This is a genomic window from Streptomyces sp. NPDC028419 (genome assembly GCF_055565515.1).
Map to the genome: position 1 here is coordinate 122,940 of NZ_JBVHUE010000012.1, position 14,791 is coordinate 137,730.

Here is a 14,791-nt window from a genome sequence, read left to right on the forward strand (position 1 = left end):
GTCAGGCCCCGGCCGCTCTGGTTCCCGCGATCACCTCGGGCCGCAGCAGGGCGGTGAGCCGCTCGGCCGGCAGCAGACCTCGCTCCAGGACGAGCTCGGCCACGCCCCGGCCGGTGGCAAGGGCCTCTTTGGCGATGTCGGTGGCGGCGGTGTATCCGATGTGCGGGTTCAGGGCGGTCACCAGGCCGATGGAGTTCTCAACGGTGGCCCGCAGCTTCTCGGTGTTGGCGGTGATGCCGGCCACGCAGCGCTCGGCGAGGGTGAGGCAGGCCGCGCGCAGGTGGATCACGGACTTCGACAGCGAGTGCAGGATGACCGGCTCGAAGGCGTTGAGCTGGAGCTGTCCGGCTTCGGCGGCCATGGTGATGGTGATGTCGTTGCCGATCACCTCGAAGGCGACCTGGTTGACGACCTCCGGGATCACCGGGTTGACCTTGCCGGGCATGATGCTCGAACCCGCCTGCACGGGCGGCAGGTTGAGCTCGCCGAGTCCGGCGCGCGGCCCGGAGGACAGCAGGCGCAGATCGTTGCAGGTCTTGGACAGCTTGACGGCGATGCGCTTGAGGACGCCGGACATCTGGACGAAGGCGCCGCAGTCCTGGGTGGCTTCGACCAGGTCGGCCGCGGTGACCAGGGGAAGCCCGGTGATGTCGGCGAGGTGGCGGCGGGCCGACTCGGCGTACCCGGCAGGGGCGTTGAGGCCGGTGCCGATGGCGGTGGCGCCGAGGTTGATCTCGTGGATGAGCCCGAGGGCCTCCGCGAGCCGGCTGCGGTCCTCGTCGAGCATGACGGCGAAGGCGGAGAACTCCTGCCCGAGGGTCATCGGTACGGCGTCCTGCAGCTGGGTGCGGCCCATCTTCAGCACGTCGTGGAACTCGGCGGCCTTGCGGGCGAAGGCGGCCTGCAGGACGGCCATGGCTTCGAGCAGGCCGCGCACCGCCGAGGCGGTCGCGATCCGAACGGCGGTCGGGTAGACGTCGTTGGTGGACTGGCCGAGGTTGACGTCCTCGTTGGGGTGCAGGTGCCGGTACTCGCCCCTGGCGTGGCCCAGCAGCTCCAGCGCCCGGTTGGCGATGACCTCGTTGGCGTTCATGTTGGTCGAGGTGCCGGCGCCGCCCTGGATGACATCGACGACGAACTGGTCGTGGAGCTTGCCGCCGCGTATCTCCCGGCAGGCGGCGACGATCACGGCTGCCTTGGCGGGCTCCAGCAGGCCGAGTTCCTCGTTGGCGAGGGCCGCGGCCTCCTTGACGGCGGCGAGGGCGTCGATCAGGTGCGGGTAGGCGGAGATGGGCGTCCCGGTGATGGGGAAGTTCTCGGTGGCGCGCAGGGTGTGGACGCCCCAGTAGGCGTCGGCGGGGACTTCGCGGTCTCCGAGCAGGTCGTGTTCGCTGCGGGTGGCGGCGGTCATGGGTGTGCGGCCCTCTTCCTGAGGTGGGTGGTCAACGTGGTGAAAGGGGATGGAGTCAGGCGGTGGCGGGGATGCTGGGCGGGTTCAGCGCCGCCACCGGCCGGATGCCGCCGACGGGCCGGCCGCCGCCGGTCATCGGCTCGCCCTCGAACCCGGCGAGCAGCCGCGGGTCGACTCCCGCACGGGCGAGGGCCGCGGCCGTCACCGGGATGCGCGCCCGGTCCGCCCCGTCGGCGATCTTCACCGCGACGGCCCGGCCGTCGGGCAGCGCGGCCACCTGGACGCCCTCGAAGCCGTCCTTGGCCAGCAGCCCGGGCACCGCGCGCATCAGCCGGGCCGTGTCTCGCCCTGTGCCGGAGGCCATCTCCGGGTGGACGCGCAGCGCGTCCGCCACCCGGCGCCCGGCGGTGTCCGGACCGGCCGTGGCGATGCGGGCGGCGGCGCGGGCCAGGCCGTGCAGGGACACCGCGAACAGCGGGGCTCCGCAGCCGTCGACGGTGACGTTCGCGATGTGCTGGCCGGTGAGTTCCTCGACGACCTCGGCGATCGCCCTCTGAAGCGGGTGGCCCGGGTCGAGGTAGCTCTCCAGGGGCCAGCCGGCCAGCCTGCACAGGTACAGCATCGCCGCGTGCTTGCCGGAGCAGTTCTGGGCGAGCCGGGAAGGCCCGCGGCCCTCGCGCACCCAGGCATCCCGGACCGCCGGGGCGTACGGCACGTCGGGGACGTTGCGCAGGTCGTCCTCGGTGAGGCCGGCCAGTTCGAGGATCAGCCGGGTACCTGCGAGGTGGTGCTCCTCGCCGGAGTGGCTGCCCATCGAGAGGGAGAGCAGGGCGCCGTCGAGCGGCAGCCCGGCCCGCACCATGGCGAGGGCCTGGACCGGCTTGAGGGCTGAGCGCGGGTAGCAGGCGGCCTCGATGTCTCCGATGCTCAACCGGACGTCGCCGTTACCGCCGAGGACGACGACGGATCCGTAGTGGACTCCCTCGATCACGCCGCCCCGGGTGACGTGGGCGACGGGTGCGTGCTGGGGCTCGCGCATCGCGGGCGCGTCCGCGAGGAGACTGCTGCGCATCACTGCCTCGTTCGGTGGTGGGTTGCTGCTGACCGGGGTGGCCGGCGGCGGGCCCGGCCCGGGGAGGACGGGCCGCGCCCGCCGCCCGGCTCAGCCCTCGCTCTTCGCGGCGGCGCGCGCCACGCGGCCGCGGACGGCGTACCAGCCGGCGACCAGCGCCGCGGCGATCAGTGGCACGCACAGCACGGTGGTGCGCGCCGCTCCTCCGTCGGCGTACATGAGGACCAGGACGGAGGCGAGGAAGGCCAGCGTCACGAGTTCGGTCCACGGGGAGCCGGGCAGGCGGTAGGAGGGGCGGGTGAGTTCGCCGTCACGGGTCTTCCGCCAGAAGAGGAGGTGGCAGAGCATGATCATGCCCCAGGTGGCGAGGATGCCGATGGCGGCCAGGTTGAGCACGATCTCGAACGCGTCCGCCGGAACGACGAAGTTGAGCCCGACGCCGAGGACGCACATGCCGCTGGTGAGCAGGATGCCGCCGTAGGGCACCTGGGTGCGGCTCAGCCGGGCGGTGAAGCTCGGGGCGGAGCCGTTGACGGCCATCGAGCGCAGGATGCGGCCCGTGGAGTAGAGGCCGGAGTTGAGCGAGGACATGGCCGCAGTGAGAACGACCAGATTCATCACGTCGCCGGCCGCCGGGATGCCGATGTGGGAGAGCACGGTCACGAACGGGCTCTGGCCGGCGCTGTAGCTGTTCCACGGCATCAGCATCGACAGCAGGACGACCGAGCCGACGTAGAAGAGGCCGACGCGCCACATGATCGAGTTGATCGCCTTCGGCATGATCTCCTCGGGGTTCTCGGTCTCACCGGCCGCGACTCCGACCAGCTCGACGGAGGCGTAGGCGAAGACGACGCCCTGGATGATCAGCAGCATGGGCAGCAGGCCGTTGGGGAAGATCCCGCCGTTGTCGGTGATCAGGGACGGGCCGGGCACGGCGGCGTCGATGGGGTGCCGGGTCACGAGGAAGAAGATCCCGATGGCCATGAAGACGACCAGCGCGCCGACCTTGACGATGGCGAACCAGAACTCCAGTTCGCCGAAGATCCGCACCGAGATGAGGTTCACGGTGAGGACCACGGCCAGGGCTATGAGCGCGATCACCCACTGCGGGACGTCGGAGAACAGGCGCCAGTAATGGGTGTAGGTGGCGACGGCGGTGATGTCGGCGATGCCGGTGGTCGCCCAGTTGAGGAAGTACATCCAGCCCGCGGTGTACGCGCCCTTCTCCCCGAGGAACTCCCGGGCGTACGAGACGAAGGCGCCGGAGGACGGCCGGTACATGACGAGCTCGCCGAGCGCCCGCACGACGAGGAACGCGAAGATCCCGCAGACGGCGTAGGCGACGAACAGGGAGGGACCGGCCTCGGCGAGGCGTCCGCCCGCGCCGAGGAAGAGCCCGGTGCCGATCGCACCCCCGATGGCGATCATGTTGACGTGCCGGGGTGTCAAGGACTTGCTGTAGCCGGTGTCCCCGGCGTCCACGTGACGGGTCGTGGGGCGCTTCTCGTCTTTGAGGAACTGCTCGCTCACGCCTCGGGTCTGCCTTCCGTGGAGGTGGCCGCGCGCTGGGGGCGCACGATTTCTGTGAGGGTCTTCTCGACCCGCAGGAGGTGGTGGGACATGGCCTCCACCGCGTCGTGCTCGCAACCGTCGGCCAGCGCCTCGAGGATCGCCCGGTGCTCGCAGTTGGACTGCTCGCGCCGGCCGCCCAGTTCGTTGAGGAAGGTCGACTGACGCGCCAGTGCGTCGCGGATCTCCTCGATGACGCGGCGGAAGACGGGGTTGCGGGATGCCTCGGCCACCGCCAGGTGGAAGACGGTGTCCATCGCCACCCACGCGGTGGTGTCGGTCTCCTGCTCCATCCGGTCGAGCAGATGGCCCAGATGGTCCAGGTCCTCCGGGGTGCGGCGCAGCGCGGCGTACCCGGCGACCGGGATCTCGACGTGCCGGCGCACCTCCAGCAGGTCGCTGGCGACGTAGTCGCCGAAGGTGGGGTCCTCGACCGTGTTCGCCAGGACGAACGTGCCCTTGCCGCTCTTGGAGGCGGTCAGGCCGATGGCTTGGAGGGCTCGGAGCGCCTCCCGCAGCACGGGCCGGCTGACCTCCAGGGTCCGGCACAACTCGGCTTCGGAGGGGAGCTTGTCGCCCACGACGTACTCGCCGCGCTCGATGGCTCTGCGCAGGTGGCCGAAGACCGCTTCCATCGCGCTGACGCGCCGCGGGGCCTGGCCACTTGTCTGGCTGTCTGACAGGTTCACGGTGTGATCCTGATGGGTGCGCCGGAGCGTGTCAAGACACCTGTGTCGGGAAAGTCCGGCCCGGCGGGCTTCGTACCGTGCGCACGTTCCGTCCTGCCACCGAAGCCGGCCGATAGGTGTCCGCGGCGAATCCGGCGGCATCCACCAGGGCGTGCACCACCGGCGTGTCGACACCCATCTCCGGATGCCACTGGACGCCCACGGCGAAGCGGTGCCGGGTGCTCTCGATCGCCTCGACGGTGCCGTCCGCCGCACGGGCCGACACGATGAAGCCGGAGCCAAGGCGATCCACGGCCTGATGATGGTGCGTGGCGACCTCGCGGGTCCCCGGCAGGAGGGCGCCGATCCGGGTCCCCGGCGTGGTGGTGACGGTGTGGGCACAGAAGTGGCCCCGGTCGGGGTTGTGGCCGTGATGGCCCACCCTGTCGGGCAGGTGCTGGATGAGGGTGCCTCCGGCGTGTACGTTCATCAGCTGCATGCCCCGGCACACTCCGAGCACGGGTAGGTCGCGGGCGAGACCGGCGGCCAGTACAGCCTGCTCCCACCGGTCGCGCTCGCGGACCGGCGGCCCCGTGCGCGGGTGGGGCCGGGCGCCGTACAGGGCGGGATCCACGTCCTCGCCTCCCGTCAGGACGATCGCGTCCAGACGTGCGACCACATCGGCCGCTGCCGACGGGGCGTCCGGCGGCAGCAGGACGGCCCGGCCGCCCGCGGCCTGGAGACAGCCGGCGTAGGCCGCGGGCAGCACTGCGGCGGGCAGGTCCCACTCGCCCCACCGGGCGTCGGCCAGGTAGGTGGTGAGTCCGATGAGTGGTGGCTGGGTCATACCACTTCCTTTCAGGGCGTGCGGGGCGATCGTCGACGGCCGGGTGCACACCCGCCCCGCCGGACGTCCCCGGCCACGGCGGGCTGCGGCAGAAAAGGCGGACAGGGCGGACGGGGCGGACGGGGCACTGGCGGAGGGCGCCCCGGCGACAAGGTGGAGGGGCGGTCACGATCCGGGAGCGCGGGCTTGCGTTTTTCTTGCCGGGAGCAAGAATCCTGCTGGCGTTCATCCGCAATCACAAGAAAACACATCTTCGCGACAGATAAGTGAGCCTTAACTCCGTGCACGGACTCGACCCCCGCCTGCTCGCCACCCTCGAAGCCGTCGTGCGGCACGGCTCCTTCAACGCCGCCGCACGCGAGCTCGGCTACAGCGCGCCCGCGGTCTCCCAGCAGATCGCCGAACTCGAACGCCGCGCGGGCCTGAGAGTGCTGGAGCGCCGGCCCGTGCGCGCCACACCGGCGGGCGAAGTCCTTCTCGACGCCGAGGAGGGCGTCCGCAACGCGTTGGCCACGGCATCGGTGGAACTCGACGCCATGCGCGCGGGTACGGCGGGACGGATCCGCCTCGGCGCCTTCGCCTCGGCCGCCACCAGCATCGTTCCGCAAGCGCTGGCCCAACTCCACGCGGCCTACCCCCACGTGCAGGTCAGTCTCGGCCAACTGGAGCCCGAGGCCTGCCACAACCGGCTCAAGCGGGGGGACATGGACCTGGCCCTCAGCTACGACTACGACTTCATCCCCGTCCCGCCACCCCGGATGCTGCGCCGGACGCTGGTCGCACGGGATCCGGTGGTGGCCGTGGTCCCGGCACACCACCGCCTGGCCGACAGGGAGGTCATCGACCTGGCCAGCCTCGCGTCCGAGACCTGGATCGCGGCTCCGGAGGCCGCACTGCGCCTGGAGCTGCTTTCCCAGATGGCCAAGACGCCCGGTTTCCAGGCCCGCCTGCAGTACGAGGGGGACGATTTCAACACCGTGCTCGGCTTCGTGGCCGCCGGCCTGTGCGTGGCCGTCATGCCGCAACTAGCCCTGCCCCGCGCCAACACCCGGGTCGTGGCCCGCCCCCTGGCCGAGCCGCAGTTGACGCGCTTCATCTACGCCGTCCGCATCGACACCCGGCACGCCCCGCGCGCCGTCCTGGACCTGGAGCAGATGCTCGCCGCGCAAGCGCTGGCCGCGCTCGCATGAGGCCGCGGCGGGCGGCCACGGGAGGTGAACGGCGCGTGAACCCAAGCGAATTGCGCCAAGTTGACGGCGGCCGCACGCGCGTAGACCGGGTGAGGGCGCCAGGTCTCCCGGCCTGTCCGACTACCGGACGCAGTGGCTGAAAGTTAAACTACTGCGTGGCGGGCGCCCTACGTTTGCGGCGGTTGACGTTCCAGCGAGAGGACACCCCTCATGACCGCCGCCGACAGTGCGCCGCGAACGGCCCGCGTCCTCACCGGCTACCGCCCCGAGGACGGCTTCATGGCCGTGGAGCTGGACCCGCCTCCGGGCGAGTACGTATGGCACGACGAGCACGCCGAGCAGCAGGAGCAGCGCTACGGCCCGGGTGCGGGCTACCACCAGTGGCTGGCAGTGGACGCTCGCGACGGCGCCGTATGGTTCGGCGACGTCGACTGGCGGGCACCGTCCGAAGACCTCGGCAGCCAGCTCCCCGGCCTCCCCCGCAGGGCACTCGGCGACGGGGCCGTCCCGGCCTCCGGAAGCATGGTGCAGCTGCTCGGCCACCTGACCCATGACGAACAGCGCGGCTGCTCCTGGCGCTTCTTCACCGCTGAGGAACTGCACGCGCTCGCCCTGCGCATACTCCCCGCCGTGCAGCGGCTCGTGGACTCCATCCACCGCATCGGACCGGACGACGAACTGGAGTGGTCGGCCGAGGCCGCCACCGCCTGGGACGACATCGAGCAGGCCGCGACCCACACCTTCGACCCCTCCGGCGATCTCCGCTGGCCCGGGCTGCGCACGACGCCGATCCCTGCCTGGCGTGTCGAGGTCGGCGCGTTCCTCGCCATGAACCCCGGTCTGTGCGATCCCTCCTGGGGCCTGGCCGCGGACGCGGAACTCGATGCCTACGCCGACTACAGTCCCGAGAGCGGCTATGGCGGTGTACCGGGGCGGATGTGCCGCGCCGCCGACCGGCAGATCGAGGACGGTTTCACTTTCTACGGCCACCGTGCCGCCCTGTACGCCTACCGCGCGCAGGCGTGCGGCGACCGCGTTCCGACGGACGCCCGCGTCTGGCTGGAGACGACAGAGGCGGGTCGGGGCACCTGGGAGGCGGCCAAGCCCCCCGGGGCCACCCTCGCCGACGTCCCCGACTGCGTGCTGGCGGCCTTGGCCGAAGGGTTCCAGAACTCCGCGCACGAGGAGGGTCTGGTCCTGACGGGCCTGGACGCCCATCTGCGCCGGTTGCGCGCCGAGGAACGCTCCGCCGTCGACCAGCAGCTCGTCCGCGAAGCCGGGGAAGTCGAACGCCTCAAGAACATGGTCAAGGACTTCCGCGCGGCACGGAACCGCACCGTGACACGGATCCTGGCCTGGTCCGATGGGCGCAGCGACGGGGAAATCGCCCGCCTGGCGTCCATGCCCGACGACTACGTCAGCGACTGGCGGGCCCGCCTGACCGACGAACAGACGACGGCCACACCCGCAACCTGAAGCACCACGGCCGTCCGTAGACCGAGGCGACGGCCCGAGGCCTTGAGCTGGTGCCGCCGGCCCGCTGCGAGTACCGCTGCGCGGGGTAGGCGGAGCCGGACCCGGCCGCTGTTACGACCGGACATCGTGAACCCTTGCGCAGGGCAGCGGCGCGGGTGCGGTGGGCGCACGCTCCCCGGCACCCGGCCCGGCGCCTCCAAGCCGCTCATCGCCGTTCCGGTCGAGCTTCTGGAAGCCCGCCGCGGAGTTGACCGGGGAGACGCCCAGTCGGCCGGCCATGCTCACGTGGCCGTCCTTGCCCTGGTCGAACCAGTCGAAGAGGATGCCGAACTCATCCGCGGCCTGACCGATCGGACGCGGCCGTGCGCAGAGCGCCGTGGCCCAAGCATCGGATCAAGGACCGTCGCAGTACTCAGGGTTGTTGCGGAAGGGTGGGCGGGGGCGGGCGCAATGGCGGTTCACCGCCGCCGCCTCACCCCCGACACCCTGCCCTACTGGCAGCTCCGGGCGACGCGAGGTGGGGCTTACGTCGTCTGGATGTCCAGGCGTACGCATTCGATGAGGTAGTCCCCGGTGTCGGCATCGATGGTGACACCGTGGGCCTCGCTGTGGAATCCGGGGAAGGCCCGGTCGAACGCCTCCAGCGCTGACAGGTAGCGCAGGACCGGGCCGTCCGGCGCGCCGAGTGCTTCTCCGGGCATCAGGACGGGGATCCCCGGGGGAGTCACGGTCACCATGGCGGCGGCCACCCTGCCGGCGGCCTGGGCGAGGGGGATCCGTTCCGTGCCGCCCCGGATCAGCTGCCGGTAGCACGCCTGGGGCGGGGCGACGGGTTGCGGCAGCTGCTGGAAGGCGGTGTCCAGGGCGTCGATCAGTTCCGCCCGGGTGAGGTGTTCGTGCATGTCCTGGCACAGACCGCGCAGGGTCGTGCCGCTGTAGCGCTGCGGGTAGCGCTCGACGAGGTCCGGCAGTACGTGGCGCAGCGGCGTGTCGGCGTCGTGGAGGGCCTTGAAGTCCATGAGGGCGTCCATCAGGGTGCCCCACTTGCCCTTGGTGATGCCCATGGAGAACAGGACGAGGGTGGTGTAGGTGTCGGTCTTCTCCACGACGATGCCGCGGCTGGCCAGGTACGCGGTGAGGATGCGGGCGGGGATGCCCCAGGAGTCCGCCTCGCCGCGCGCATTGACGCCGGGGCAGGTCAGCGTCACCTTGATGGGGTCCAGCAGGCACTGGCCCTCGCTCAGTCCCTCGAAGCCGTGCCAGTCCGCCTCCGGGACGAGTTCCCAGCAGCGGGGATCGGAGGCCAGGAGCGCCGGGGAGGCGTCGGCGAAGGCGACGGTGGTTCCGTCGGCCGGGTCGGTGACGGTGTCGGGCTGCCAGACGCCGAAGAACCACGGCGGCCGGTCCCCGGCCTCCGCGATCCGCCGTCCGGTGCGGACGAGGGCCTGCCGGAACCGCACGGCCTCGGTCACCGCCTCGTTCACCAGCCACTCGCCCTGCGGTCCGTCCATCATCGCGGCGGCCACGTCCAGCGAGGCGATCACCGGGTACAGCGCCGAGGTGGTGCCGTGCATCATGAACGTCTCGTTGAACCGGTGGTGCTCGACCGGCGCTCGGGGTGAGGACTTCACGTGGACCATGGCGCTCTGCGACAGGGCGGCCAGCAGCTTGTGCGTCGACTGGGTCGCGAAGACCGTGGGCCGTTCGTCGCCCTCGAAGGTGTCCGGACCCACGGCCATGCCGTACCGGCCGGCGTACAGGGGATGGAAGCGCGCGTAGGCGAACCAGGCCTCGTCGAAGTGCAGACGGGGAGTACTGGGTGCCAGCGTGCGCGCCGTCTGCACGGTGTCGTAGCACAGGCCGTCGTACGTCGAGTTCGTGATCACCGCGTACTGGGCCTCGGGCGACACCGCTCCCGGAGTCAGGGGGTGGGCGGCGATCCTGGCGGCGACCGCGGCGCGCGCCGTCTCGCGCGCCGGGAGCGGTCCGGCCAGCCCGTATCCGTTGCGGGTCGGGACGAGGTAGACGGGGCGCGCGCCGGAGATGACCAGCCCGTGCAGCACCGACTTGTGGCAGTTGCGGTCCACGAGGGCGATCTCGTCGGCGGTGACGCAGTAGTGGCCGACCATGCGGTCCGCGGTGGAGTCGCCGTGGAGCACGAAGTACGTCCGGTCGGCGCCGAAGACGCGGGCGGCGTTGCGCTCGGCTTCCCCGATGGGGCCGCTGTGCTCGAAGAGGGAACCCAGTTCTTCCACCGAGATCGACAGGTCGGTGCGGAAGAGCCGCTCACCGTAGTAGTCGAAGAAGGCTCGGCCGACGGGCGACTTCAAGAAGGCCACGCCGCCCGAGTGCGCCGGGGTGTGCCAGGAGTACTCGTGGGCGTCGTCGAAACGTCGCAGTGCTTTGAAGAACGGCGGCAGGACGGAGTCGCCGTACTTCCGGGCGGCGTTGAAGACCCGGCCCGCGATGAAGGATGGCGTGTCCTCCAGGGGCCAGATGTATCCGACGGCGGTCTCGGCCACCCACAGGGGGAGGCGGTCCAGGCCGTGGTCCGATTCCTCGCTCATGACGACGAAGACGGGCAGGGCCGTGAACCGGCGGGTGATCTGGCGCAGGACGGCCGCTCCCCGGCCGCCGCTGTCCTCGCCGGTCTCGGACGGCAGGTCCCAGGCGACGACCGCGGCCGACAGGCCCGCCTCCGTACGCAGGGCGGCGCAGGCCGCCTCGACGGTCCGCGCCCACCGCACCTCCAGGCCGCGGTTCTCCAACTCCTTCGCGATCCTTCGAAGTTGGTCACCGTCGATACCCCGACCCAAGGGGTCCTCGCGCAAAGCCAGCAGGACACTACCGTTCGCCATGACACTCTCCACGTGCGTCAGCCCAACCCGACCTGCCAAGCATCGAGTTCAAGCACCACGGACCGGGTCGAAACCAGGCGGCCCTCACCCGTTCGGCGGGGGCGCACGACAGGGCGCCCCGGGGGTTCCGGCGCCGCCCCGGAGCATCCAGCTCGAGGCCTTCGGGCACCGGAAGGATGCCGACGGAAACCTCCTGTTCGATGAAGGGGACCTACGCACCAACCCGGCCCATGACGAACCCCGGCCCCAGGCCCAACCCCAGACCCAACCGCACCCCCGGCCCCATCGCCGTCCGTAGCCGTTCCAGGAGTCACCATGGCAGCCCTCACCGCCCTCACCGCACTCTGCCCGCCGCCCGAGACGGTCCCCCCGGCCACCGACTGGAACCAGATCGAACGGGAACTGGGCACGGAGCTGCCTCAGGACTACAAGGACCTGGTCGACCGATACGGGCCAGGCCAGTTCTGCGGCTTCATCTCCCTCTACCAGCCGCACGGTGCCGGAGAATGGGCCGACCTCACCGGCCCCATGCCCGCACGGCTGCGCGAACAGATCGAAGAAGTCCGCCGGAACGCACGCACCCCCTGGCCACTGCCCCACGACCCACAGCACCTCTTCGCCATGGGGAGCACCGCCAACGGTGACTACCTCTTCTGGGTCACCCAGCCGGACGACGCACCCGACTCATGGGCCATCGCCGTCAACGAAGCCCTGCGCGCCCCCTGGTTCACCTACCCCGGCACCCTTACCGAGTTCCTCCTCGCGTTCATCACCGGCACCACACAGGTCCCGATCTTCCCCACCGACCTCCTCACCACCAGCCCCACGTTCACCCCCGCGTCGACGCGCCCCGCCCCCACCGCCCAGCCCCCGTCCCGCGGCCCCGTCGCCTCCCAGACCGTCCGCACCTGGGCCCGCGCCAACGGTCACGACCTGCCGGACCGCGGACGCATTCCCCTCGAGATCATCAAAGCCTGGGAAGCTGCCAACCTCCCTTGAGCAGCGGCCCGACCCAGTGCCAAGATCCCCGACCTCGGTCCACGGCTACGGCCTGATGGGAGTTCCCCGAGATCACGGAGCGTCTCGTATCCCGAGAACGTCGTCACGTCGAACCCGTAGGTCTTGGCGCACTGTTCATCGTGAGTGGCGCCGTAACCGAATCGGCGCGAGTGGACTTCGACCGTGACGAGGTCCCGTTCGGGCTGCCCGATCGCCGCCGTATCGGCGCGTAGCGCTCAGCGGGTGCGACGCGCCTTGTGAGGGGTGATGGCCAACCGGATCTCGATGGGCAGGTGTGGCCGGCCTGTCGAAGTCCGGGCGTGCTGGATCGGCACTGTCTGCAGGGTGTTCAGGACCTCGCGCAGGTTGCCTGTCGGGGTCATGACCACCCTGAGGGCGAGTCGAGGAGTGGTGCCCGAGCCGGTCAGGCGTACGTGGGCATGCTGAACTCCGGGGACGGCCAGGGCCTGGTCCCGGACGGCCTGCGTCAGGGCGGAGCCGCGTACGGTGATGGGTCCCCGTGGTGCGGGTCCGCCCACGGGGGCATTGCGGGGCATGGTTCCGGGAAGTTGCCGCAGCAGCCAGGCCAGCCCGAACAGGACGAGCAGGGTCAGCACGCTCACGGTCACCGACCAGGCCCACGGCCATGTGGCGATGCCATCGCGTGCTGTGGATCGCAGGGCCTCGTGCGGGCCGGTGGGGACCCACCGGGGTGGCCGGGGCAGGTCCCAACGGCGGTACAGGTCAAGTCCGCCGGCCAGAGCCAGGGATCCGGCGCCGAGCAGGGTCGCCCCGATCAAGGCCAAAAGAACGCGGTTGACGGCGGGTTGCGCTCGCATGACGGGTCCCAGCGACGAAGGGGGTGGTCAGGTGGCGGTGGGCGAGGGCTCCGCAGGCCAGGACGTGCGCCGCCGGATGCGGAGCGTCAGGGCGGGCGGGTGGGCCAGGCAGAGCCCGTCCAGCGCATGGTCCATGGCTTGGTTCAGATCTGTGTCGATCTGCTGTGGATCACCGAAGCCGCTGACGGCTCGCACCGTGATCCGGCGACGTAGGCGTACCCGCGCTCCGGTGACGCCCGGCACGCTCAGCGCCGCATCGCGCATCGCGACGGCGGCGCTGGCGCGGTCCAGGGCGGCCCGCAACACCTGGCCCGGGGCCTGCGGGCGCAAGGGCAGCAGACGGCGCCGGCCAGGTGTCAGTGCCAGGACGACGAGCCACAGGCCCAGCACGGCGCACAAGCCCGCTGCGAAGAGCGTCCAGCCGCTGCCCAGCGAGCGATCGGTCAACTGGCGTACCAACGGGCCCTGGGCCCCGTCGGAAGGATGGCCCCGTCCCGCTGCCACGATGTCGTAGAGGAGCAGCCCGGACCCGGCCATCACCAGCACGGCCGTCAGCGCGGCGGGGATCCGGCGTGCCGCCCACCACCGGTACGGCACCCGCGCCGCGTGGTTCGCGGCCGCGCCGTCGATCTCGGCGAGGGCCGGACCGCAGGACCCAGGTCGTGCCGGCGGCTTGGTGAGGTCCACCGCCGGGCCCCGTGGTGTGCCGCCGGGGTCGATGATGAAGTGCTGGATCCCGACGCGCACTTCGGCGACATGGAGGCCCGCCATTTCGGCCAGGTGCACGGCGACGTGGTCCTGCAGTCGGGTGCAGACTCCTGAGAGGTCGGCCGGGTAGGGCAGGTGGACCTCCAACGCGACCCGCACCGCACCCCCGGCGGTGGTGGTCCGGGCGTGCGGGGCCTGTCCGCGCCGTCCGGGACCGACGTCCGCATCGAGCGCGTCGCCCGCCAGGCGGGCGGCGATGCGGGCCACCACCCTGCCCTCGATGTGTGTCGTCCCGCGACCCGGAGCCGCCACGGCCTGCGGCTGGTGAGGCTCTCGCGGCACCGGGGCGATGCTCATCGTCGATCGCCGCGTGCCCCCAGAAGGGCGCCCAGGTTCAGGCGCCCTTCCAGGACAAGCCCCGTCGCCAACCCCGCCGTTCCCGTGACGGCCACCAGCAGGAAGGCGAAGAATCCGCCGAAGTAGCCGGCGAACCCCAGGGCCATCCCGGCCAGCAGACCGATGCCGGCGATGTGTCCGCCGGGGCAGCGCCCCGATTCCGGCTCCGACGCGTGCTCGCGCCAGGTGGTGCGCTCCAGCGGGGGACGGGTCATTGCACCCGGCTCTCGCTGGGTGCGGACTCGTCCTCCTCCTGGGGCAGGTGGACGTCGACGACCGAGATGTTGACCTCCACGATCTCCAGCCCGGTCGTCCGCTCCACCTCGGAGATCACGTGCGCGCGGGTGACGGCGGTGATGTCGAGGATCGCAACGCCGTACTCGACCACCACGTCCAGATCCACGGCTGCTTGGCGCTCGCCGACCTCGACCTTGACCCCGCGGGAGGGGTTCGAGCCCCCGCCGGGGACGTGGTCGCGCATCGCGCCGAAGGCCCGGCTCATCCCGGCGCCCATGCTGTGGATGCCGGGGACTTCACGGGCGGCCATACCGGCGATCCGAGCCACCACGCCGTCCGCGATCGTCGTCCGGCCCCGGGACTCCGGGGCGGGCAGTGCGGCAGTGGTCCGATGGCGCAGGTCCTTGCCCGTGCCGCTGGGCACGCTCTCGGCGGGAAGGGCCCGGGTAATGGTGTCGGTCATGGTCTCTCCTCGAAGCAGGCGCCTCGGGTGCCCGGAAGGGCACCGCATCCGCCTGCTT

At 71.3% G+C, this 14,791-nt stretch carries 13 protein-coding genes; 3 read left to right on the forward strand and 10 right to left on the reverse strand.

Annotation, left to right across the window (positions count from 1 at the left end):
• Window position 1: 1 nt before the first annotated feature.
• From aspA to ACZ4UB_RS16540, 5 genes are all read right to left on the reverse strand, one after another.
• Window positions 2-1,411 (reverse strand): aspartate ammonia-lyase, encoded by a 1,410-nt coding sequence (aspA, locus tag ACZ4UB_RS16520; protein WP_468070712.1) that lies wholly within the window; start codon window positions 1,409-1,411, stop codon window positions 2-4.
• Window positions 1,412-1,466: 55 nt separating this feature from the next.
• Window positions 1,467-2,483, reverse strand: a complete 1,017-nt coding sequence (locus ACZ4UB_RS16525; RefSeq protein WP_468070714.1) for an asparaginase — start codon at window positions 2,481-2,483, stop codon at window positions 1,467-1,469.
• A gap of 90 nt (window positions 2,484-2,573) precedes the next feature.
• Window positions 2,574-4,013, reverse strand: coding sequence for an amino acid permease (locus ACZ4UB_RS16530; protein ID WP_468070716.1), 1,440 nt, complete (start codon window positions 4,011-4,013; stop codon window positions 2,574-2,576).
• Entirely contained in the window at window positions 4,010-4,741 is a 732-nt protein-coding gene (locus tag ACZ4UB_RS16535; protein ID WP_468070718.1) for a FadR/GntR family transcriptional regulator, read from the reverse strand. The genes ACZ4UB_RS16530 and ACZ4UB_RS16535 overlap by 4 nt, the downstream gene beginning before the upstream one ends.
• Window positions 4,742-4,772: 31 nt before the next feature.
• A complete protein-coding gene (locus tag ACZ4UB_RS16540; RefSeq protein WP_468070720.1) occupies window positions 4,773-5,567 on the reverse strand; it encodes a gamma-glutamyl-gamma-aminobutyrate hydrolase family protein in 795 nt (264 codons plus the stop codon).
• A gap of 281 nt (window positions 5,568-5,848) precedes the next feature.
• On the opposite strand from ACZ4UB_RS16540, the gene ACZ4UB_RS16545 reads away from it, so the two are divergent.
• Together ACZ4UB_RS16545 and ACZ4UB_RS16550 are read left to right on the forward strand one after the other, a co-directional pair.
• Window positions 5,849-6,757 (forward strand): LysR family transcriptional regulator, encoded by a 909-nt coding sequence (locus tag ACZ4UB_RS16545; RefSeq protein ID WP_468070722.1) that lies wholly within the window; start codon window positions 5,849-5,851, stop codon window positions 6,755-6,757.
• A 210-nt stretch (window positions 6,758-6,967) separates the two neighbouring features.
• Window positions 6,968-8,233, forward strand: coding sequence for a hypothetical protein (locus ACZ4UB_RS16550; protein WP_468070724.1), 1,266 nt, complete (start codon window positions 6,968-6,970; stop codon window positions 8,231-8,233).
• A 524-nt stretch (window positions 8,234-8,757) separates the two neighbouring features.
• On the opposite strand, the gene ACZ4UB_RS16555 is transcribed toward ACZ4UB_RS16550, so the two are convergent.
• Window positions 8,758-11,091, reverse strand: a complete 2,334-nt coding sequence (locus ACZ4UB_RS16555; protein ID WP_468070726.1) for an Orn/Lys/Arg family decarboxylase — start codon at window positions 11,089-11,091, stop codon at window positions 8,758-8,760.
• Window positions 11,092-11,406: 315 nt separating this feature from the next.
• Here ACZ4UB_RS16555 and ACZ4UB_RS16560 point away from each other — a divergent pair, with 315 nt between their 5' ends.
• Window positions 11,407-12,090 carry an Lsr2 family DNA-binding protein gene (locus ACZ4UB_RS16560; RefSeq protein WP_468070728.1) on the forward strand — a complete coding sequence of 228 codons (684 nt, stop codon included), beginning with the start codon at window positions 11,407-11,409 and terminating at the stop codon, window positions 12,088-12,090.
• A 236-nt stretch (window positions 12,091-12,326) separates the two neighbouring features.
• Here the strand turns inward: ACZ4UB_RS16560 and ACZ4UB_RS16565 are convergent, their stop codons facing one another.
• From ACZ4UB_RS16565 to ACZ4UB_RS16580, 4 genes are all read right to left on the reverse strand, one after another.
• The gene (locus ACZ4UB_RS16565; RefSeq protein ID WP_468070730.1) at window positions 12,327-12,713 is read right to left on the reverse strand and encodes an Asp23/Gls24 family envelope stress response protein; all 387 of its coding nucleotides are present in this window, start codon (window positions 12,711-12,713) and stop codon (window positions 12,327-12,329) included.
• 243 nt (window positions 12,714-12,956) lie between these two features.
• On the reverse strand, window positions 12,957-13,979 hold the full coding sequence (locus tag ACZ4UB_RS16570) for a DUF6286 domain-containing Asp23/Gls24 family envelope stress response protein (protein ID WP_468070732.1): 1,023 nt from the start codon (window positions 13,977-13,979) through the stop codon (window positions 12,957-12,959).
• A gap of 11 nt (window positions 13,980-13,990) precedes the next feature.
• Window positions 13,991-14,248: a hypothetical protein gene (locus ACZ4UB_RS16575; RefSeq protein WP_468070863.1), complete on the reverse strand. Its 258-nt coding sequence runs from the start codon at window positions 14,246-14,248 to the stop codon at window positions 13,991-13,993.
• Entirely contained in the window at window positions 14,245-14,733 is a 489-nt protein-coding gene (locus ACZ4UB_RS16580) for an Asp23/Gls24 family envelope stress response protein (RefSeq protein ID WP_468070734.1), read from the reverse strand. The genes ACZ4UB_RS16575 and ACZ4UB_RS16580 overlap by 4 nt, the downstream gene beginning before the upstream one ends.
• Window positions 14,734-14,791 lie beyond the last annotated feature (58 nt).

What these genes read in the sequence shown, in the direction of transcription:
- ACZ4UB_RS16540 (WP_468070720.1), bottom strand. Translation starts at nt 5,567, where the DNA reads ATGACCCAGCCACCACTCATCGGACTCACCACCTACCTGGCCGACGCC.
- ACZ4UB_RS16555 (WP_468070726.1), bottom strand. Translation starts at nt 11,091, where the DNA reads ATGGCGAACGGTAGTGTCCTGCTGGCTTTGCGCGAGGACCCCTTGGGT.
- ACZ4UB_RS16575 (WP_468070863.1), bottom strand. Translation starts at nt 14,248, where the DNA reads ATGACCCGTCCCCCGCTGGAGCGCACCACCTGGCGCGAGCACGCGTCG.
- ACZ4UB_RS16525 (WP_468070714.1), bottom strand. Translation starts at nt 2,483, where the DNA reads ATGCGCAGCAGTCTCCTCGCGGACGCGCCCGCGATGCGCGAGCCCCAG.
- ACZ4UB_RS16560 (WP_468070728.1), top strand. Translation starts at nt 11,407, where the DNA reads ATGGCAGCCCTCACCGCCCTCACCGCACTCTGCCCGCCGCCCGAGACG.
- ACZ4UB_RS16550 (WP_468070724.1), top strand. Translation starts at nt 6,968, where the DNA reads ATGACCGCCGCCGACAGTGCGCCGCGAACGGCCCGCGTCCTCACCGGC.
- ACZ4UB_RS16580 (WP_468070734.1), bottom strand. Translation starts at nt 14,733, where the DNA reads ATGACCGACACCATTACCCGGGCCCTTCCCGCCGAGAGCGTGCCCAGC.
- aspA (WP_468070712.1), bottom strand. Translation starts at nt 1,411, where the DNA reads ATGACCGCCGCCACCCGCAGCGAACACGACCTGCTCGGAGACCGCGAA.